This is a genomic window from Proteus sp. G2673 (assembly GCF_009915125.1).
In the GTDB taxonomy this organism is placed as follows: Bacteria; Pseudomonadota; Gammaproteobacteria; order Enterobacterales; family Enterobacteriaceae; genus Proteus; species Proteus penneri.
Genome location: NZ_JAABLT010000014.1, coordinates 138,779 through 160,428, shown reverse-complemented (window position 1 = coordinate 160,428; position 21,650 = coordinate 138,779). Strand labels below are relative to the sequence as shown.

Genomic DNA, 21,650 nt, shown 5'->3' with positions numbered 1-21,650 from the left:
TATCTACGCAAGAATAAAAACTTCCTTGAGTATAGAGGAGAAAAAAATACACAGAAAACTATCAGCAATAAAAATTACTGATAGTTTCTTATTAAGAATGAAAATATCGTTTTACAATAACTGAGAAAGGCGATTTAAATCTGACTGAATTGCGCCAGCGGTCACATCTCTTCCTGCTCCCGGTCCTCTTATGACCAGTGGGTTATCACGATACCAACGACTTTCAATCGCAAACAAATTATCTCCGGGTAACAATGATGCCAGTGGATGATCTTTTCTTACTGCTTCCACACCCACTTTGGCTTTTCCATTGGCATCAAAACGCGCGATATACCGCAATACCATATCCATTTCATTTGCAGCAGCTAATCGCTGTGCCATCTGCTCATTGATCAACGCGCTGTTATCAAAGAACGCTTCTAGCGAACCCGTTTCAGCTTGTACAGGCACTAAAGATTCAACTCGTACTTGTTCAGGCTCGATGTCATAACCCGCTTCACGAGCAAGAATAACCAGCTTACGCATGACATCTTGTCCTGATAAATCAATTCGCGGATCAGGCTCTGTTAACCCTTGTTGCCATGCTTGTTCTACCAATTCACTAAACGGTACAGAGCCATCAAATTGTAAGAATAACCACGATAATGTACCTGAGAAAATACCACTAATTGATAAAATGGAATCACCACTTTCACGTAAATCGCGCACAGTATGGTTAATCGGTAAACCGGCGCCTACAGTGGCATTATATAACCAGTGACGACCAGTTTTAGAGAAAGCGTCTCGTGTGGTGCGATAGCGTAAACTTGATGCAGAGCCTGCAATTTTATTAGCGCTAATAACATGAAAACCATAGCTGGCAAAATCTTCATAAGATGCAGCAAGGGACTCATTGGCTGTAATATCAACAACCACTAAATCATCATAAGGGTGTGCTCTCATCCAAAGATAAAGTGATTCTTCAGTATGTTCTGTTGCTTCATCATCAAAGAAAGCCAAAGCACGACTAGGATCAATCCCTTGATAATCAAGTAAACTACGGCGACTATCAACGACACCTGCAAGAATAAACTCGAAATCACTACGTGCGGATAACGGCTCTTGTTCACGAGCAAACAATTCTAACCAACGAGAGCCAATATTCCCTTTACCAAACAGCACTAAGCCAATTTGTTTTTCAGCTCTAAATAATGTTTGATGCAAACCTTGTAATAGATGCTCAGTATAATTGCGCAATACAGCGACTAAGCTGATGTTATCTTCAGCATGCCAAATAAATTCAACCGGTTGATCTTTAAGTTGCTGATAAAAACGATGGCAATGCAATGGATTTTTACACACACCTGCACCCACTAACGCCACTAAAGAGAACCCTTCTCGTAAATGTAATTTCCCCGGCAAAACGGCATCTTGTAATACATCTAAAGCACTGTTAGCCACTTCACTGGTATAACAAAGTTGTAAAAGTTGGCTATCTTTATCCACGCCAGTTGCTAAAGGACGGATTTGCGCACGCTTAAGTAATTCATCAACTTCTTTTGCTACTTGCTCAAAGTTTTGATGGGATGAGAGTTGTAGTTCAATTAAACAAACATCGTCATGGCTTGTGACTATCTTCGCACCCGTTCCTGATGCTAAGACACGTTCTATGCGAGTAGACCCCTGCTCTGGTTGATAACTACAACGAAGTTGCAAATCAATGTTACTACCTGATACGGGTTGCAATGTACGTGTATGTAACACGGGGGCGGCTAAACGCGCCAATTCACTGGCTTCATCTAAGCGTAATAGAGGTAATAAGCAGGCATCTTTAACTTTACGTGGGTCAGCGCTGTATACCCCCGCAACATCACTCCAAATTGTGACTTTACCGACATCAGCTAAAGCACCCACTTGTGTAGCAGAGTAGTCACTACCGTTACGACCCAATAAAACCGTTTCACCTTGTTGGTTACGACTAATAAAACCAGTGACGACAAAACGGCTTTCAGGATATTTAGCTAATAGTGATTGTAATAATGGCCGAGATAACGCTTCGTTCACTTGAGGTTGTGCGGCTCTTTCAGCACACAAAAATTCACGCGCATCTAACCACACACTAGATAATCCTTGCTCTGTAAGCAAACTTGCCATTAATCTTGCAGACCAGATTTCGCCGTGGCCGACAACTTCAGCATAAGTTGCATCTGTAATAGGTTTATCAAGCAAATAACTCAAACGTTCGAGATCAGCAATAAAGGCTTGAGAGAGAAGTTCTGCATTCTCTTTTGAAAGAAGTCCTTCAATTAATGATAATTGGTAACGTCGTAATGTTTGCTGAACTTGATGCGCTGAAATACGATCATTCTGACTCAGCTTGAGCCAGCTAATTAGCTGATTAGTTGTTGAACCTGCTGCTGAAACCACCATAAGATCATTAGGTTGGCTATAGTTCGTCATGATATTCACGACACGTTGATAACATTTTATGTCCGCAAGACTGCTACCACCGAATTTATGTAACTGACGGCAAATCGGCTCCGCCTGTTGTGTAATCGCCACTACGCTCATGATCCATGGTTACCTTTTAGTTGCTGCATCAAACGCACTTTGCAAATCGTTGATTAAATCCTGACTATCTTCAATACCCACCGAGATACGAAGTAATGAGGGACTTATCCCTGCTGTGTTTTTCGCTTCTTCTGACATACCTGCATGTGTCATGGTGGCTGGGTGACAAATTAAGGTCTCTACCCCACCTAAAGATTCTGCCAGTGTAAAGAGTGTTAATTGAGATAAAAAGTGTTTAATCACATCCAATCCCCCTTTTAACTCAAAACTTAACATCGCACCGAAACCTTGCTGCTGTTTTTTTGCTATTTGATGACCTGCATGATTTTCCAGTGCGGGGTAATATATTTTCTCGACTAAAGGTTGTGTCTGTAAAAATGCCACTAATGCCTGTGCATTTTCTTGTTGAAGTCGAATTCGAGGCACTAATGTTCTTATGCCACGTAATAATAAATAGCTATCAAATGCGCCAGAAGTGACACCAATATTATTCGCCCACCAGCTTAGCTCCTCAAGTTGTTTCTGACACTGACAGATAACAACACCTGCCACAATATCAGAATGCCCGTTAAGGTATTTTGTACAGGAATGCACAACGATATCTGCACCTAATGTTAACGGTTTTTGCAAAACAGGGCTCATAAAGGTGTTATCCGCCACCACTAAAGCCCCTTGTTGATGAGCCAATTCACTGATCTTTTGAATATCCGTTATTCTCAGTAATGGGTTGCTAGGTGTCTCAATAAAAACAATTTTAGGCTTGTGAGCTAAAGCTTGTTGTAATGCAACATCATCATTTTGGTCAACAAAAATGACACGATAAGCGCCACGTTCTTGTTGGCTGTTAAAAAGGCGATAACTTCCCCCATAACAATCATGAGGCGCAACAATGACGTCGCCAGGTTTTAGAAAAACCGTACAAATTAAATGAATAGCTGACATTCCACTGCTAGTGACAACTGCACCCACTCCACCTTCTAGTTCGGCTAATGTCTTTTGCACCATATCTCGAGTTGGATTACCTCGGCGAGAATAATCATGTTCGCGAGGCTGATTAAACTCTAAAAAATTATAGGTACTAGAAAGATAGATAGGCGGTACGACACAACCAAATTGAGTGTCTTCATTTAGCCCATTATGGATAGCAATTGTTGCTGTTTTCTTCGTCATACAGGCACCTTGTCACAGCGATAAGTGGGAAAGTCGACAACAGCATATCTAATTAGACACCAAGACGTCAACACATCTAGACATCTAAACTCCTTTACGGATAGATTAAGTAATGAAATAATAGCCAAATTAAGGATATCACCAGTGACTATCACTTTTTCTCTCACCTTCAGTCAGAAGAGTCGGTGGTTTTAGAAAAGTCATGATAAACTGGTATCGCCCATCAGAATGAGGGTTAACCCTATTCTGACTTCAACTAAATGAATATTAATAAAGGTAATCCATGGCTGAATGGAACGGTGAATATATCAGCCCTTACGCTGAGCATGGCAAAAAGAGTGAGCAAGTTAAGAAAATCACAGTTTCAATTCCGTTGAAAGTGTTGAAAATTTTGACCGATGAACGCACTCGCCGTCAGGTTAATAACCTAAAACATGCAACCAATAGTGAATTATTGTGTGAAGCATTTTTGCACGCATTTACCGGACAGCCTCTGCCAAATGATGAAGACTTACGTAAAGAACGTAACGATGAAATCCCTGAAGAGGCAAAAGAAATAATGCGCCAGCGCGGGGTTGATCCCGATACTTGGGAGTATTAATCAGCGCCAGTTTTTGATTTATTGCTTGATTAACACGAACAAAAAAGCCCAAAGCAAAAACTTTGGGCTTTTTTTCAATTCCGAACTGTCTGCAAGATGCCAGACTAGGCTGACATCTTGTGACAACAAATATCTTATTTGCTGCCTGGAATTTTGAAGCGTTTGTTGAACAGATCAACACGACCACCAGTTGCAACATCACGTTGTTTACCAGTATAGAATGGGTGGCATTTGTCACAAACGTCCAGATTCAGGTTATGACCCGCAGTGGAGTTGATTTTCATAACGTTACCGCAAGAACAAGATGCAGTAATTTCTTCGTATTTAGGATGGATATCTTTTTGCATGGAAAACCTCTACTAAGGCCGTGTCGCCATTCAGCCCACAGCCGAACACCACACGTCGTGTTGATTGAAATTAAGTGTTTGGTAATTTATCTACCAAAGGGGGCGGATCATACAGAATATCGACTAAACGCGCAATGAAATCTGCACACTTTTTGTGATATTCTTAAAGACACCTTTTCGCTAAAACTCTCGGAAACCCTGATATGACCATAGTTCAGGTGATTTTACCTGTACCACTATTTTCCTCTTTTGATTATCTGTTACCAGAAGGGATGGATGCACCTGTTATCGGTAGTCGGGTGATCGTGCCTTTTGGTAATAAACGTCGCTCTCTTGGTATTGTCAAAGGGCTCAGCACACACAGTGAGTTTCCTATCGAAAAGCTAAAGCCTATTGATGAGCTCCTTGATAGCGAAACGCTCTTTCCTGGTGTTTTGTGGGATATGTTAAATTGGGCATCGGCGTATTACCACTATCCGTTAGGGGAAGTGTTATTTCACGCCATGCCAATTTTGTTACGACAAGGAAAACCCGCAGAATTCACACCACTATGGCAATGGTACGCCACTGAAGAGGGACTTAATCTTGACCTCAATAGTTTAAAAGGTGCAAAAAAACAGCAACAAGCATTAGCGGCGCTTCGCCGTACACCATTATATCGCCATCAACTTGATGAATTTGAGATCACCGCAGCAACACTCAACAACTTAAAAAAGAAAGCCTTTGCAGATCTCCGTCCTATTCAACCTGCTCCTATACACTGGCACAATGATCTTACTGTTCAAGGCGAACGGTTTAAATTAAATACTGAACAAGCTATTGCCGTAGGTGCGATCACTGCACAGGCCAATCAATTCTCACCTTGGTTATTATTGGGCATTACAGGTTCAGGTAAAACAGAAGTTTATTTAAGTGTATTAGAAAAAATTCTCGCGGAAGGTAAACAAGCATTGATTCTCGTGCCTGAGATTGGCTTAACACCTCAAACCATTCGTCGTTTTAAGGCGCGCTTTAATGCGCCTGTTGATGTGCTTCATTCAGGATTAAATGATACTGAACGCTTAGCCGTTTGGTTACGAGCAAAACGCGGTGATAATGCCATTATTATTGGTACACGATCAGCGCTCCTCACCCCTTTCCAGCATCTTGGTATTATCATTATCGATGAAGAGCATGATGGATCTTATAAACAACAAGATGGTTGGCGTTACCATGCACGTGACCTCGCTGTTTTCCGTGCAAAACAAGAAAATATTCCTATCGTGATGGGAACCGCAACGCCATCAATTGAAACCAGTTTTAATGTTGAGCAAAAAAAATATCAACAACTCACTCTAACTCAACGTGCAGGCAATGCAAAACCTGCAACCGAGCATTTAATTGATTTAAAAGGCCAACCACTCACAACAGGGTTGTCTCCAATTCTTATTAAAGCAATCAAAGAGCACCTTAATGCGGGTAACCAAGTTATGCTCTTCTTAAATCGCCGAGGATTTTCGCCCGCATTGTTATGTCATGAATGTGGTTGGATAGCAGAATGCCCCCGCTGTGATCACTATTATACGATCCATCAAAAACATGGCATGTTACGTTGCCATCAATGTGATAGTCAGCGACGAATTCCAGCACAATGCCCACAATGTGGCTCAACAAATTTAATACCCGTAGGATTAGGAACAGAGCAACTTGAGCAAGGGATTGGTGAATTATTTCCTGATACACCAATAACGCGAATTGATAAAGATACAACAAGCCGCAAAGGCGCTTTAGAACAACAACTGGAAGATATTTATCAAGGTGGCTCACGTATTCTTATTGGTACACAGATGTTAGCCAAAGGGCATCACTTCCCTGATGTCACCTTAGTGGCTTTACTGGATGTTGATGGCGCGCTGTTCTCCAGTGATTTCCGTGCGGCCGAACGCTTTGCCCAGCTTTATACACAAGTATCAGGCCGTGCAGGCCGAGCAGGTAAGCAAGGCGCGGTATATTTACAAACTCACCAGCCAGATCACCCTCTGCTGCTGACACTATTAGAAAAAGGTTATGACGCTTTCACGAAAGAAGCTTTACAGGAGCGACAAGCCACTTTTTTACCGCCTTATTCTAGTCATATTATGATCCGCTCTGAAGATCACAATAATCAACGTGCCCCCCAGTTCTTGCGACAGCTTAAGCAGTTTTTTGAACAACACCCAATGCGAGATACTAATTTATGGGTAATGGGGCCTGTTCCGGCAATTCAAGCTAAACGAGGTGGAAATTATCGTTGGCAATTATTGCTCCAACATCCTTCGCGGAGTTATTTACAAAAATTAATGTCTGTCACTTACCCTCAGATTGTCACCTTACCTGAGAGTAAAAAAGTGAAATGGAATATTGATGTTGACCCAACAGATTGTTAAGGATCTTCTCTACCAAACTTGACTATATTTTAGCCAGCGTTATGTTAAGGATACAATTCCGCTTGAATACTCGTTACAATCAAAGACTATTTATCAATTTTGCGAACTACCTCATAAAAACGATTGGTATCACACTTTTTATGCAAACTAGGTAACAGTATCTATTTAAAAAGTGGGTAGAATAACAATTTAGAATATTTCTTGAATTAAAAACCGTCGATAAAATCCTTTTTTAAATATTGGCGGTTTTTTTGCAATAAAAAAGCAATCGTTTAACTAAACCATCCAAAAGGGAGGTATGGGGTTTGCAACAAAATAATAAAGATAATACGCAAGCAACAATGAAAGATGTTGCCCTTGCAGCCGGCGTGTCCACAGCAACTGTGTCACGTACATTAATGAATCCGGAAAAAGTATCCTCACAAACCCGTCAGAAAGTTGAACAGGCTGTTCTTGATGTCGGCTATTATCCACATAACCTGTCAAAAAACCTTAAACGTAACGAGTCAAAAACGATCCTAGTGATCGTCCCTAACATCAGCGATCCCTTTTTTACTGATGTTGTGTGTGGCATTGAAGAAACCGCTGCACAACATGGTTATCTCGTGTTAATTGGTGATTGTAAACATCAGCAAAAACATGAAAATGCCTTTATTAATCTTATTATCACCAAACAAATTGACGGCATGTTACTTCTTGGCTCACACATCCCTTTTGATGTTTCCAAAGAAGAGCAGAAAAATTTACCGCCGATGATCATGGCAAATGAGTTTGCACCTGAACTTGAATTACCGACTGTTCATATCGATAATCTGACAGCCTCTTTTAGAGCAACACACTATTTACAGCAAATGGGGCATAAGCGTATTGCTTGTATTACAGGCCCTGAAGATATGCCTTTATGTCGTTATCGCTTGCAAGGCTATATTCAAGCCATGCGTAGAACAGGCGTACCCTTACGTGAAGATTATATTATTCGTGGTGATTTTACCCATGAAAGCGGTGCAGAAAGTCTGAAAAAGTTAATTTCATTGCCTGAGCCACCCACTGCTGTGTTCTGTCATAGTGATATAATGGCAATTGGCGTTATGTGGCAGGCAAAAAAATTAGGATTAGAGCTTCCTAAAGATCTCTCTGTTATTGGTTTTGATAATCTGGATATCACACGTTATAGCGAACCTGCTCTGACAACAATGGAACAACCTCGTTATCAAATAGGACGTGAATCGATGTTGTTATTACTCGACCAACTACAAGGTAGACCTGTTGCACCTGGCTCTCGCTTATTAGATTGTGAGCTAATTATAAGAGACAGTGTCTGTCGGCTTAAAAGCTAGGCAAAACACACTATGTTAAGTAACATATCGTTTGTGATACCTATTCCTTTAATTATCAGCGAATCGAACTGTGGCACAACGAGACTATGTGGGACGAGGGCAGACATCTGCTCGTCGTAAAAAAACAACGAAAAGTAAGAGCAAAAAGGCTGCTAAAGGGCTGCCTTTAACAACGCTTATCGCGGCAATCGCTATTGTGGCGCTGTTTATCGGCGGCCTCTATTTTATTACACATAATAAAAAAGAAGCCGTAGAAACAACGCCAACTATCACTGGGCAACATCCAGCGAATAGCCTACCGCCAAAACCGCAAGAGCGTTGGCAATATATTAAAGAATTGGAAAATCGTCAGGTGGGTACACCTTTACAGCCTGAATTTCCTTCATCAGGTAGCCAGATTAATCCGAAAGCAACACTTTCGCCTGAACAATTGCGTTTTTTACAACAAATTGAAGCGGATAAACGCCAACCCGCCCTTCAACTGCCAGAAGTGCCTTATAATGGTGAAGTCCCGCGCTCACAAGTGGTTGTAACACCACCAGCAACAACAACGCCTTCTGTTTCACAACAGCCAGCACAAACTCAACAACCGCAAGCACCTGCGATTGTTACAACGCCTAAACCAACGGTGACTGAAACAAAATTTTTAGTGCAATGTGGCTCATTTAAAAATACCGAACAAGCTGAATCTGTGAGAGCAACGCTAGCTTTTTCTGGTGTTGAAAGCCGAGTAACGAAAGGCAATGATGGCTGGATCCGCGTATTATCAGGCCCTTACAGTAAAGAACAAGCCAACTCCGTGAGTAAACAAGCGGCTGGAGCGGGTGTATCAGGTTGTATTCTTCGCTCTTCTGGGGGTTGAAAAATAAATTATCTCCCCCACCTATAATTCTAATTCACACAACGGGTCGTACTTTATCTTAGATAAAAGCACTTCCCGTCCCATTTTTTTATTGATTAAACCAGGGGCTGACTCATGACTACAATCGTAAGTGTTCGCCGTAAGGGCCAAGTTGTAATCGGTGGTGATGGACAGGCGACGATGGGTAATACCGTCATGAAAGGCAATGTTCGCAAAGTACGCCGTCTTTATAACGACAAAGTCATTGCGGGATTTGCTGGCGGCACTGCTGATGCTTTTACTCTTTTTGAACTGTTTGAACGCAAATTAGAACTTCACCAAGGGCATTTAACTAAAGCTGCGGTAGAACTTGCTAAAGATTGGCGTACAGACAGAATGCTACGCAAATTAGAAGCGTTGCTTGCTGTTGCAGATGAAAATACATCGCTTATCATCACGGGTAATGGTGATGTGGTTCAACCAGAAAACGATTTAATTGCTATCGGTTCTGGTGGCCCTTATGCACAAGCAGCGGCTAGAGCTATGCTAGAAAATACCGAACTTTCTGCACGCGAAATCGCTGAAAAAGCGCTGAGCATCGCTGGAGATATCTGTATTTATACTAACCACAATGTTAACTTTGAAGAACTCTCTTCAAAAGAGTAAGGATTTGAGAGCATGTCTGAAATGACTCCTCGCGAAATTGCCAGCGAACTCGATAGATTTATTATTGGTCAAGATAAAGCGAAACGTGCGGTGGCAATTGCCCTACGTAACCGCTGGCGTCGTATGCAACTTGATGAAGCGTTGCGTCACGAAGTAACACCTAAAAATATTCTGATGATTGGACCTACTGGTGTAGGTAAAACTGAAATTGCACGCCGTTTAGCAAAATTGGCCAATGCGCCTTTCATCAAAGTTGAAGCAACCAAATTCACCGAAGTGGGTTATGTGGGTAAAGAAGTTGATTCAATTATCCGTGATTTAACCGACTCTGCAGTCAAAATGGTGCGTAGCCAAGCTATCGATAAAAATCGTTTCCGTGCTGAAGAAATGGCTGAAGAACGTATCCTCGATGTACTTATTCCACCAGCAAAAAATAACTGGGGCGTAGCAGAACAAGCATCAGAACCTTCAGCAGCACGTCAATCTTTCCGTAAAAAATTACGCGAAGGCCAATTAGACGATAAAGAAATTGAAATTGAATTATCTGCAACACCAATGGGTGTTGAAATCATGGCTCCTCCAGGAATGGAAGAGATGACTAATCAATTACAATCTATGTTCCAAAATTTAGCAGGTCAGAAACAAAAAGCACGCAAGATGAAAATCAAAGATGCGTTTAAGCTGATTGTTGAAGAAGAAGCAGCTAAATTAGTTAACCCTGAAGAGCTTAAACAACAAGCGATTGATGCGGTAGAACAACACGGTATTGTCTTTATTGATGAAGTAGACAAAATCTGTAAACGTGGTGGACAAAGTTCTGGCCCTGACGTTTCTCGTGAAGGCGTACAACGTGACCTCTTACCATTGGTTGAAGGTTGTACAGTTTCAACAAAACACGGTATGGTAAAAACAGACCATATTCTGTTTATTGCATCAGGTGCTTTCCAAGTTTCCAGTCCTTCTGATTTAATTCCTGAGTTGCAAGGACGTCTGCCAATTCGTGTCGAACTTCAAGCGCTGACAGCAGAAGATTTTGAGCGTATTCTAACTGAACCTAATGCATCGTTAACAAAACAGTATGAAGCATTAATGGCAACCGAAGGGGTGTCTATTAGCTTCACCGAAGACGGTATTCGCAAAATTGCTGAATCAGCATGGCGTGTAAATGAAACCACTGAAAATATTGGTGCTCGTCGTTTACATACTGTTTTAGAACGTTTGATGGAAGAAATTTCCTACGATGCGAGTGAACGTCAAGGTCAATCAATATTGATTGATGCAGAATATGTAAAACAGCATCTGGATGAGCTTGTCGCAGATGAAGATCTGAGTCGATTTATTTTATAATCAACTTGTGCGATCCTTATCAGCAATATTTACGTGGGAGGCTTGCCTCCCATTCTTATTTTTATAATAACAACGAACATGAGTATCGAATTTCAGCATGAGCTCTCTAAATTCCACTAGCCGGACTCAAGCCTGGCTTGAAAGTTTACGACCCAAAACACTGCCTTTAGGGTTAATTGCCATTGTGACTGGCTCCGCATTAGCGTATTGGATGGGGCATTTTGAGCTACCTATTGCACTGCTTGCTATTTTGACAGCAGGAACGTTACAGATCCTATCAAACCTTGCTAATGACTACGGTGATGCCGTAAAAGGAACGGATACTGAAGAGCGTTTAGGGCCACTTCGTGGAATGCAAAAAGGCATAATAACAGCCGCTCAAATGAAAAAAGCGCTGATTTTAAATGTTATTATTTCCTGTATCTGTGGTATTGCACTGATTATTGTCGCCTGTAAAAAGCCTGAAGACGCTATTGGCTTCTTAGTGATGGGTTTACTCGCTATTGTTGCTGCAATTACTTATACCGTGGGTAAGCGCCCTTATGGTTATATGGGGCTAGGTGATATCTCTGTTTTAATTTTCTTTGGCTGGTTGAGTGTCATCGGAACTTATTACTTACAATCTAACACCTTTGATATTGTTACCCTACTTCCTGCTACGGCCTGTGGTTTACTTTCTGTCGCTGTTCTAAACATTAATAATATGCGCGATTTAGAAAGTGATATTCAGGCAGGTAAAAATACATTAGCGGTTCGCTTAGGCCCTGCTGGCTCTCGGACTTACCATACCTGTGTTATTTTTCTCTCTATTGCCTGCTTAATTATCTTTACTCTACTCTATATGCATCGCTGGACCGCGTGGTTATTTTTACTCGCCACCCCGATGCTTTTACTGCATATCAAACGTGTAAACGCTGATCACTCCGGCGAAGGGATGCGTCCTCTACTCGAACACATGGTAAAAGCAGCACTGCTAACTAACGTTCTTTTCTCTTTAGGTTTAGTTTTAGAATAATTTCACTCGATTGTTGATTTGACTCACTGAAATTTCAGTGAGTCTTTTGCCAACCACCCCTGTTAAGGGATATACTGGCCTTTCCTGTGGCAACCTGACGTAATCTCCTATGAAATATGATACTTCTGAACTCTGTGATATCTATCAAGAAGATATCAATGTCGTAGAACCGCTTTTCTCAAACTTTGGTGGTCAAAGTGCCTTTAACGGTCAAATCATCACCGTTAAATGCTTTGAAGATAATGGCCTGCTTTATGATTTACTCGAAGAAAATGGTAAAGGCCGCATTCTTTTGGTCGATGGCGGTGGCTCTGTACGTAAAGCCTTAGTTGATGCTGAACTCGCGCAACTTGCTGTTTCTAATGAATGGGAAGGCATTGTTGTTTACGGTGCAGTACGTCAAGTTGATGCATTATCAGAGCTTGATTTAGGTATTCAAGCAATGGCAGCTATCCCTGCGGGTTGCCAAAGTGAAGGCATTGGTGAAAGTGATATCCGTGTTAACTTCGGTGGTGTTACCTTCTTCTCTGGTGATTATCTTTATGCCGATAACACTGGGATCATCTTATCAGAAGAACCATTAGGCTTAGATGAAGATTTGATTGAAGAGTAATTGTTACTTTTTAATTGCATTCTTACGATTTCAATACTCAAAAGCCACCTAACGGTGGCTTTTGTTTTTTAGGTTTTAAGCAAACAAAGACAATTACTGCACGTCTTCCATTTTGCCTAACAGCGCGCGTAAGCGCTCTTGCCAGCTTGATTGCTCTTGTTTCAATTCTTCATTTTCACGAACAAGGGCTTCGCGTGATCCTTTTGCTTCTTGAACTTCTTGGCTCAGCGCATCATTTTTTTCTTTTAGCTCTTCGATTTCCATCTGTAATAACGTGATGGTATCAATTGCTTGTTGTACTTTTGATTCTAACTTTTCGAAAACTTCAAATGACATACTGTAATCCCCCATATAATCGATACTTCCGATTGTAAGTAGCCTATCAACAACTGTCTAGCATCTTCCGAGGAATTACATTCTTTTTTCAATTTTTCAAAAACACTGGTCAGATCACATTACAAATGTCGATCAAGTCACTAATTAAGAGCGTTTTCACTCATTTTCTTGATGAGACACACAAATTTCAATTTCGCTTATTCTCGTTTACGCTCATTAACGATAAATTCACAGTTATCTTTTCAATTCGAAAAGAATACTAACAATAAATAACCCTCTTTCAGGATAGAATATATGAGCCAGACGAAAACCTCTCTTATGGGTCAATGCATTTCTGAATTTATCGGAACTGCGTTGCTAGTCTTCTTTGGTCTTGGTTGTGTTGCTGCAGTACGTATTGCAGGTGCAGAGCTAGGACTGTGGGAGATAAGTATTATCTGGGGGCTGGGTGTTGCCTTAGCCGTTTATCTTACCGCTGGCACTTCTGGTGCTCACTTGAACCCAGCAGTAACTGTTGCGTTTTGGTTATTTGCTTGCTTTGAACGCAGAAAAGTTATCCCTTATATTATTGCACAAATGTTAGGTGGCTTCTTTGCCGCAGCTATTGTGTACTTTATGTATTACAGTGTTTTCCTCGACTACGAACAAGTTAATGGCATTGTCAGAGGCTCACAAGAAAGTCTCTTCACCGCTGGTGTATTTTCAACTTATCCTGCAGCTCAAATTTCCGTTATACATGCCTTTTTTGTTGAAGTTATCATTGCCGTTATATTAGTTGGCTTAATTTTAGCCTTAACCGATGATGGCAACGGTGTACCTAAAGGCCCATTAGCACCTTTATTAATTGGTATCTTAATTGCCGTAATCGGTGGTGCATTTGGCCCATTAACCGGATTCGCCTTAAACCCAGCTCGTGACTTTGGTCCAAAATTGGTTGCGTACTTTGCTGGCTGGGGTGATATTGCGCTGACTGGTGGACGCGATATCCCTTATTTCTTAGTTCCAATAATTGCTCCATTTATCGGTGGTATCTTAGGTGCATTGGCTTACCGTAAATTAATTGGCCGTCATTTACCTTGCGATACCTGCAAAATTGAAGACGATAAATAAAATTAAGAGCAATATTGTTGATTATCAGAACAGGTTACTAATATGACAACAGAAACAAATACATCGAATACCGAGAAAAAATACATTGTTGCACTGGATCAGGGTACAACAAGCTCACGTGCCGTAGTTATTGATCATGATGCCAATATCGTCAGTATTTCACAACGCGAATTCACCCAAATCTATCCTAAGCCAGGCTGGGTTGAACACGATCCAATGGAAATTTGGGCAACACAAAGTGCAACCCTAGTTGAAGTATTAGCAAAAGCAGATATTCCATCCGACCACGTTGCCGGTATTGGTATTACAAACCAACGTGAAACCACGATTGTATGGGATAAAGAAACGGGTAAACCTGTTTATAACGCCATTGTATGGCAATGCCGTCGTACTGCGGATTTCTGTACGCGTTTAAAAGATAAAGAAGGTGTTGAAGAATATATTCGTCAAAACACCGGGTTAATGGTTGACCCTTATTTCTCTGGTACAAAATTAAAATGGATCCTCGACAACGTCGAAGGTGCGCGTGAAAAAGCAGAAAAAGGCGAATTGCTATTCGGTACTGTTGATACTTGGCTAGTTTGGAAAATGACACAAGGTCGCGTTCACGTTACAGATTACACTAACGCCTCACGCACCATGTTATTCAATATCCACTCTTTAGATTGGGATCAAAAAATTCTCGATCTGCTGGATATTCCTCGCAATATGTTACCAAAAGTGGTGCCATCTTCAGAAGTCTATGGCCAAACAAACATTGGTGGTAAAGGGGGTACACGTATTCCTATCGCGGGTATGGCGGGCGACCAACAAGCTGCACTTTATGGTCAACTTTGCGTACAAAGTGGTATGGCGAAAAATACCTATGGTACAGGCTGCTTCTTACTGATGAATACGGGTACAGAAGCCGTTCGCTCTAATCATGGTTTGTTAACAACTATCTGCTGTGGCCCTCGCGGTGAAGTAAACTATGCCTTAGAAGGTGCCGTATTCGTTGGTGGCGCGTCCATTCAATGGCTACGTGATGAGCTAAAACTCATTGATGAAGCCACCGACTCTGAATATTTCGCAACTAAGGTAAACGATACTAATGGTGTCTATGTTGTTCCTGCATTTACAGGCTTAGGTGCACCATATTGGGATCCGTATGCTCGTGGTGCTATTTTTGGTTTAACCCGTGGTGCTAACCGTAATCACATCATTCGTGCAACCTTAGAATCTATCGCTTATCAGACACGCGATGTACTTGATGCAATGCAAGCCGATTCAGGTGCGCGTTTACAATCACTGCGTGTTGATGGTGGTGCTGTTGCCAACAACTTCTTAATGCAGTTCCAATCCGATATTTTAGGTACTCGTGTAGAACGCCCTGTTGTTCGTGAAAGTACCGCATTAGGTGCAGCATTCCTTGCAGGACTTGCTATTGGTTTCTGGAGCGATTTAGAAGAAGTGAAAAACAAAGCCGCTATTGATAAAGAATTCCGCCCAGGTATCGAAACCACTGAGCGCAACTATCGCTATAACGGCTGGAAAAAAGCCGTCGCTCGTGCACAAGAGTGGGAAGATCGCGCTTAATTAATACAACGAGTTGAGAGAGAAGTAGCCTAGGCTACAAAACCAAAATGCCGAGAAAATTCTATTCTCGGCATTTTTATTTAATTGATGACACCAATAGCCTAAATAGTATGTTCTTCATGGCTAAAACGATGAGCCAAAGGAAGCCAACAAAGCATAATAGCCACTGACATCGCAAACATAATCATACCTAAGCTAAATTGATTATGTTGTGGTAATAAGGCTGAAAACCATGTTGCAACACCTGAACCCACATTTTGTAGTCCACCCACCAATGCACCCGCGGAGCCTGCTAAATAAGGGAATGGTTCCATTGCACCCGTTGTTGCCAATGGAAATAGCATACCAGCACCAAAGAAAAATAGTGCGGCAGGTACTAGAAGCGTCCAAATATTCATGATATTTAGCCAACCGGGGAGCCACATTAAGATACCGGCTGATAAACAACAAAAAACAGAATGCCACATCAATTGCACAAAGGTTTTACCTTCACGACCAGCATACCAAGCGCCAAAAAATGCCGCAGGGATCGGTAAAATAAATAATATACTGATAGTAATACTATTTAATCCTAATACTCCTCCCATTAACACACCGCTTGATGCTTCAAAAACAGCAATACCAGATAATGCACAAATCAACATAATCAAAAATGCACTGAAAGTACTATTTGAAAGTAGTAAGTAAAATGATGACAACATTTTACGTTTTTCAACTTGCACTGGGCGCGTTTCTGGCATCCAACGATACATACAAAACAGGACACTGGTTCCTAATAATAATAAGAAGATATAACACGCATGCCAGCCAAAGAAGTGAGCGACAACACCACCAATCATCGGCGCTAATAATGGACTAACTAAAACCCCCATATTTAACAAACTATTGGCGTAACGTAATGCAGTGCCTGTATATAAATCACGAGGTTGAGTACGTGTCATGACACCCGCAACACCTGTTCCCATACCTTGCAAGGTACTGGCAATAACCAGTGTGATTAAATTTTGCGAGAAAATCGCCACTAGCGTAGATAAACAAAAGATAGTCATTCCGACTAAAATAACAGGACGGCGCCCTACTTTGTCGGATATAGGTCCATAAATTAACTGTGAAAAACCATAAGAAAAAAGATAGGCCCCCATAACTTGCTGTACCGCCCCTGTGGGTTCACCAAAGTAAACGGCCATATCAGCAATAACAGGAACATAAATAGTTTGGGTCATTTGACCCACAGCAACCAATGCAATTATCAATAATAATAGATTTGCATGCTCTAACTTTCTCATTTCTTTTCTCAAGAATTTTAGATAAATAAATTAACGGACAGACGCATACCACAGAGAATTTATAAAAATAAACTCTGCAAAATGCGTACCTTCTCAGAATGAGACTAAGTTAACAAATTTGGAGAAATTTGCGAGATAGTCAGCAATTTTTGTATAAAGATTAATGTCAGAGAAATACACCATAGATGTCAATATAAATGTACATTTTGTGTCATTTATTGACAAAATCTTAGATTAATCACATCACCACACCATATTGATAAATAAAAAGCCACTTCCTATTTAGAATAAATAAGCAACATAAGCGTGTTTATCAAAAGGAGATTATCTCTATGGCTAATTGGGTGAATGGAAAAGTTATTCAAGTTCATCACTGGACTGATGCGTTAATAAGTCTCGTCGTCAATGCTCCTATTGATAAGTTTACAGCCGGACAATTTGCAAAATTAGCGCTAGATATTGATGGAGAGCGAGTACAACGAGCCTACTCTTATGTAAACGCACCAGATGATCCCAATTTAGAATTCTATCTGGTCACTGTGCCTAATGGAAAATTAAGCCCTAAATTAAGCGCACTTAACGTCGGTGATGAACTCCTGATCACTAAACAAGCCAGTGGTTTTTTTGTATTAGAAGAAATTCCCACAACAAATACACTTTGGATGCTTTCGACAGGAACCGCCATTGGGCCTTTTTTATCTATTTTGCAATTAGGTCACGATCTTGAGCGATTTGAAAATATCGTTCTTGTTCATGCTGTTCGATATGCTAATGACTTAAGTTATTTACCTTTAATGGAAAAACTCGTTGAACGTTATCAAGGCAAATTACGTATTCAAACCATTGTCAGCCGTGAAAATCACATTGGCTCATTAACCGGACGTATTCCTGCATTAATTGAAAGTGGCGCTTTAGAAAAAACGGTTGGCCTAACCATCAGCCCAGAAGAGAGCCATATTATGTTGTGTGGTAATCCTCAAATGGTCAGAGATACTCAACAACTCTTAAAAGAACAACGAGAAATGCGTAAGCACTTACGACGCAAACCCGGACATATCACCAGCGAACAATATTGGTAATAAAAAAATAAGGGTGAGCTTATTTCTCTCACCCTCATTGATTTAATCATATAGATTAACGCCAGCGACGATAATCTACTTGTTCAGTCTGTTTACCAAAATAGTTTTCACCGTCATTACCAACAAAGACACCACAATCAAGCAACATAATCATTCCGATAAAAGAAGGAAGAAAACGTCCTATCGCCCATTGCCAAAATGGTTCTAAACTACTTGTATCGGCTAATCCTAACATCATGGCAAGTAAGAGTAATAAAAGCCATATTCCTCTTTTATTTCTGTCATGAAGTCTTTTTGTAAAAATTGCACATAGCGGATAAAGAATAAAAAGGAACACTATCCATATTACAATGGCAGGTAATGGATAAATCATATCATTGATAATAAAAAGGCCTAAAAACAGCGCAAAACAAGCACCTAAACCGGCCCAAAAGTCACGACGCCCAATTCGCCCTTTGAATGAAAATGCCCAATGTTGTAAGGTCATAAATTCTCAATAATTTACTTAATTTGTGAATTACACTGTCCATTTAGTATCAAATAATACAGACTAGCCAATAACAGCACAGACAAGCGGAGGACAGATGATAAAAGCAAACACACTTTCTACGTTATACCTGATAATCATAAGCATTGCTCTTTGTTTGCCAACTTCTGTTTTTGCAACAGAGATGTCTGTCGCACCAAAACAGCCCAGTAAAGATGATATTGCCTATCTTAAGCAAGATGCACCTGTTTTTGAAATGACAATTCCGGAGCTAAGAGCTAAGTTCAATCAACAAAATCCGTTGTTATCGCTTAATGAATATAAAATTATCACTAATCACGATATTGCCATTCCGCTTGTCAGAGCCGCAACGCGTATTACACCTTATCTCTATTCATCTGCAATATTAGAGCGCGGTAGCGAAAAAATAAAAAGCTTACAACTCACGCTGATCCATACCCCTGATTCACCTGAATTAGAAAAGAGAAATCGCGAGATCACCACACAATATATTATTACTTTGGTGGCTCAATTTGACTCATCAATAACCCCAGAACAAATTCAAGAGGCTCTCAATTTATTCGCCTTTAAAAATCAAACTTCTGATTATATTAGCCATGATGTGGGTGCTATTCGCTATATTGTTGCCCATGAAGGTGAACAATTAACAACCTTTGCTATTGAACCGATTAAGCTTTCTTTAAACAGCAAGATCGTTTCAGCTATTCCGTGATAAAAAACAAAGCTATTCTATTCATTGTTCTCTATACTGTTGTGCATCAACAGAATTCGTGTTTATTAGCAAACTAAATTTAAACCACTCGGTTGGAGGAAAAGTTATGCGCCATCCATTAGTCATGGGTAACTGGAAACTCAACGGCAGCATTCATATGGTTCATGAATTAATTGCTGCATTACGTAAAGAAGTTAGCGGTATTGCAGGTTGTGATGTTGCTATCGCACCACCCGCAGTTTATCTATGCCAAGCACGCCATGAAATTGGTGGAAGCCGTATCGCATTAGGTGCTCAAGATACCGGTGTTCACTTATCAGGTGCTTTCACTGGTGAAACTTCAGCAGAAATGCTGAAAAACGTTGATGTTAAATACGTTATCATTGGTCACTCTGAGCGCCGTACTTATCATAAAGAATCTGACGAGTTTATCGCTCAAAAATTCGGCGTGTTAAAAGAGTTAGGTTTAACACCAGTATTATGTATTGGTGAAACTGAAGCAGAAAATGAAGCAGGCAAAACGCAAGAAGTGTGTGCTCGCCAAATCGATGCCGTGTTAAATGCACATGGTGCTGCAGCATTTAAAGATGCCGTTATTGCTTATGAACCAATCTGGGCTATCGGTACTGGTAAATCTGCAACTCCAGCACAAGCACAAGCTGTCCATAAATTTATTCGTGATCATATTGCGAAGAAAGATGCCGCTATCGCTGAACAAGTAATCATCCAATACGGTGGTTCTGTTAACGATAAAAATGCCGCTGAACTGTTTGGTCAACCAGACATCGACGGTGCATTAGTCGGTGGCGCATCACTGAAAGCTGATGCATTTGCCGTTATCGTTAAAGCAGCCGCCGCTGCAAAAGCGAAAAAATAATTTTATCTTTTTGGCTTCTGCCATTAAGAGATAAAAAATAGAGAAAATCACCTTGCTGGATATAAAACCAGAAGGTGATTTTTTTGTTTTTGCTTTATGACACATCAACGACGACTTATTTCATCAAACACACCGCCTGTCGCAAAATGTATTTTCTGTGCTGATTGCCAATCACCAAAAACCTCATCAATCGTAAATAGTTCGAGTTTTGGGAAACGACTTTGGTATTTCTCTGCTATTGCTTTGTCTCTAGGGCGATAATAGTTTTTTGCTGCAATCTCTTGTCCCTGTGATGAGTAAAGATAATCTAAGTACGCTGTGGCAATTTCTCGAGTTCCTCGTTTATCGACAACCTTATCAACTACAGATACTGTAGGCTCTGCAAGAATAGATACTGATGGTGTGACTATCTCAAATTTATCAGCGCCTAGTTCATTAATCGCTAATAACGCTTCGTTTTCCCATGCAATTAATACATCACCGATGCCTCGCTCAACAAAGGTATTGGTTGCGCCTCGTGCTCCTGAATCTAATACTTCAACTTGCTGATAAAGTGCTTTAACGAAGGCTTTCGCTTTTTCACTATCTTGATGATTAGCTTTTAATCCATAACCCCATGCCGCAAGATAGTTCCATCTTGCACCTCCTGAGGTTTTAGGATTAGGTGTAATAATGGAAACACCCGGTTTTATCAGCGAATCCCAATCTGTTATCTGCTTAGGATTTCCTTTTCTCACCAGAAAAACAATCGTTGAAGTATAAGGAGCAGAGTTATCGGGTAATCGTGTTATCCATTGCTTATTGATGCTTCCTCTTTGTGCAATCGCATCGATATCATAAGCGAGTGCCAATGTGACAACATCCGCTTCAATACCATTGATAACTGATGTCGCTTGCTTTCCTGAACCACCATGTGATTGGCGAATAGTGACGTTATCTCCCGTTTTCTGCTTCCAATACTGACTAAATGCTTGGTTATACTGCTGATAAAGCTCTCTCGTTGGATCATAAGAGACATTTAATAACTGAATATCTTTAGCCCATAAACTATTAGAAAAAAGTAATACGACTAAAGTCGTTGATAATAAACCCCATTGTTTAAGCATAGCTATCCACCCTTTATCGTTAAGTATTTAACTAGGCTGACAGAAAGTGTTATCACGATGAAATAACAAAAAACCGATGGATATACACAACGGGAATATGACTATCAATATAAGGGGATAAAAAGAAATAAAGGAGAATAGAAATAGCTAAATGAAATATTTTCACTCG

20 protein-coding genes are annotated in these 21,650 nt (G+C 40.7%); 13 read left to right on the top strand and 7 right to left on the bottom strand.

Features of this window, described 5'->3' with window-relative positions; genetic code table 11:
* Positions 1–111 precede the first annotated feature (111 nt).
* Both GWI59_RS07680 and metB read right to left on the bottom strand, forming a co-directional pair.
* On the bottom strand, positions 112–2,550 hold the full coding sequence (locus GWI59_RS07680; protein ID WP_072064645.1) for a bifunctional aspartate kinase/homoserine dehydrogenase II: 2,439 nt from the start codon (positions 2,548–2,550) through the stop codon (positions 112–114).
* A gap of 9 nt (positions 2,551–2,559) precedes the next feature.
* Complete coding sequence (gene metB, locus GWI59_RS07675) at positions 2,560–3,720, bottom strand: cystathionine gamma-synthase (protein ID WP_006534138.1); 1,161 nt, start codon at positions 3,718–3,720, stop codon at positions 2,560–2,562.
* Positions 3,721–4,003: 283 nt separating this feature from the next.
* On the opposite strand from metB, the gene metJ reads away from it, so the two are divergent.
* A complete protein-coding gene (metJ, locus tag GWI59_RS07670; protein WP_006534139.1) occupies positions 4,004–4,321 on the top strand; it encodes a met regulon transcriptional regulator MetJ in 318 nt (105 codons plus the stop codon).
* A gap of 134 nt (positions 4,322–4,455) precedes the next feature.
* Here metJ and rpmE read toward each other — a convergent pair whose 3' ends face one another.
* Complete coding sequence (gene rpmE / locus GWI59_RS07665) at positions 4,456–4,668, bottom strand: 50S ribosomal protein L31 (RefSeq protein WP_006534140.1); 213 nt, start codon at positions 4,666–4,668, stop codon at positions 4,456–4,458.
* A gap of 203 nt (positions 4,669–4,871) precedes the next feature.
* On the opposite strand from rpmE, the gene priA reads away from it, so the two are divergent.
* The 7 genes from priA to rraA all read left to right on the top strand — a co-directional run bounded on the left by priA (position 4,872) and on the right by rraA (position 12,892).
* Positions 4,872–7,073: a primosomal protein N' gene (gene priA, locus GWI59_RS07660; RefSeq protein WP_161724392.1), complete on the top strand. Its 2,202-nt coding sequence runs from the start codon at positions 4,872–4,874 to the stop codon at positions 7,071–7,073.
* A gap of 305 nt (positions 7,074–7,378) precedes the next feature.
* Complete coding sequence (gene cytR / locus GWI59_RS07655) at positions 7,379–8,410, top strand: DNA-binding transcriptional regulator CytR (RefSeq protein WP_072064648.1); 1,032 nt, start codon at positions 7,379–7,381, stop codon at positions 8,408–8,410.
* 70 nt (positions 8,411–8,480) lie between these two features.
* A complete protein-coding gene (locus tag GWI59_RS07650) occupies positions 8,481–9,272 on the top strand; it encodes an SPOR domain-containing protein (protein WP_072064649.1) in 792 nt (263 codons plus the stop codon).
* A gap of 114 nt (positions 9,273–9,386) precedes the next feature.
* A complete protein-coding gene (gene hslV, locus GWI59_RS07645) occupies positions 9,387–9,917 on the top strand; it encodes an ATP-dependent protease subunit HslV (RefSeq protein ID WP_006534149.1) in 531 nt (176 codons plus the stop codon).
* Between the two features lie 12 nt (positions 9,918–9,929).
* Positions 9,930–11,264, top strand: coding sequence for an HslU--HslV peptidase ATPase subunit (gene hslU / locus GWI59_RS07640; RefSeq protein WP_006534150.1), 1,335 nt, complete (start codon positions 9,930–9,932; stop codon positions 11,262–11,264).
* 97 nt (positions 11,265–11,361) lie between these two features.
* The gene (locus GWI59_RS07635; RefSeq protein ID WP_072064651.1) at positions 11,362–12,279 is read left to right on the top strand and encodes a 1,4-dihydroxy-2-naphthoate polyprenyltransferase; all 918 of its coding nucleotides are present in this window, start codon (positions 11,362–11,364) and stop codon (positions 12,277–12,279) included.
* 109 nt (positions 12,280–12,388) lie between these two features.
* Complete coding sequence (rraA, locus tag GWI59_RS07630; RefSeq protein WP_006534154.1) at positions 12,389–12,892, top strand: ribonuclease E activity regulator RraA; 504 nt, start codon at positions 12,389–12,391, stop codon at positions 12,890–12,892.
* Between the two features lie 93 nt (positions 12,893–12,985).
* Here rraA and zapB read toward each other — a convergent pair whose 3' ends face one another.
* On the bottom strand, positions 12,986–13,228 hold the full coding sequence (zapB, locus tag GWI59_RS07625) for a septal ring assembly protein ZapB (protein ID WP_072064652.1): 243 nt from the start codon (positions 13,226–13,228) through the stop codon (positions 12,986–12,988).
* 294 nt (positions 13,229–13,522) lie between these two features.
* Between zapB and GWI59_RS07620 the strand changes: the two genes are divergently transcribed.
* On the top strand, positions 13,523–14,338 hold the full coding sequence (locus GWI59_RS07620; protein ID WP_006534156.1) for an MIP/aquaporin family protein: 816 nt from the start codon (positions 13,523–13,525) through the stop codon (positions 14,336–14,338).
* Between the two features lie 42 nt (positions 14,339–14,380).
* Positions 14,381–15,913: a glycerol kinase GlpK gene (glpK, locus tag GWI59_RS07615; RefSeq protein ID WP_109398903.1), complete on the top strand. Its 1,533-nt coding sequence runs from the start codon at positions 14,381–14,383 to the stop codon at positions 15,911–15,913.
* A 101-nt stretch (positions 15,914–16,014) separates the two neighbouring features.
* On the opposite strand, the gene emrD is transcribed toward glpK, so the two are convergent.
* Complete coding sequence (emrD, locus tag GWI59_RS07610) at positions 16,015–17,199, bottom strand: multidrug efflux MFS transporter EmrD (protein ID WP_109848271.1); 1,185 nt, start codon at positions 17,197–17,199, stop codon at positions 16,015–16,017.
* 332 nt (positions 17,200–17,531) lie between these two features.
* Here emrD and fpr point away from each other — a divergent pair, with 332 nt between their 5' ends.
* Positions 17,532–18,278, top strand: a complete 747-nt coding sequence (gene fpr, locus GWI59_RS07605; RefSeq protein WP_109848270.1) for a ferredoxin--NADP(+) reductase — start codon at positions 17,532–17,534, stop codon at positions 18,276–18,278.
* A gap of 55 nt (positions 18,279–18,333) precedes the next feature.
* Here fpr and GWI59_RS07600 read toward each other — a convergent pair whose 3' ends face one another.
* The gene (locus tag GWI59_RS07600) at positions 18,334–18,765 is read right to left on the bottom strand and encodes a DUF805 domain-containing protein (RefSeq protein WP_161724390.1); all 432 of its coding nucleotides are present in this window, start codon (positions 18,763–18,765) and stop codon (positions 18,334–18,336) included.
* Positions 18,766–18,862: 97 nt separating this feature from the next.
* Between GWI59_RS07600 and GWI59_RS07595 the strand changes: the two genes are divergently transcribed.
* Entirely contained in the window at positions 18,863–19,498 is a 636-nt protein-coding gene (locus GWI59_RS07595; protein WP_072064657.1) for a DUF1454 family protein, read from the top strand.
* A 106-nt stretch (positions 19,499–19,604) separates the two neighbouring features.
* On the top strand, positions 19,605–20,375 hold the full coding sequence (tpiA, locus tag GWI59_RS07590) for a triose-phosphate isomerase (RefSeq protein WP_161724388.1): 771 nt from the start codon (positions 19,605–19,607) through the stop codon (positions 20,373–20,375).
* A gap of 104 nt (positions 20,376–20,479) precedes the next feature.
* Here tpiA and GWI59_RS07585 read toward each other — a convergent pair whose 3' ends face one another.
* Positions 20,480–21,481, bottom strand: a complete 1,002-nt coding sequence (locus GWI59_RS07585) for a sulfate ABC transporter substrate-binding protein (protein WP_161724386.1) — start codon at positions 21,479–21,481, stop codon at positions 20,480–20,482.
* Positions 21,482–21,650: the final 169 nt, after the last annotated feature.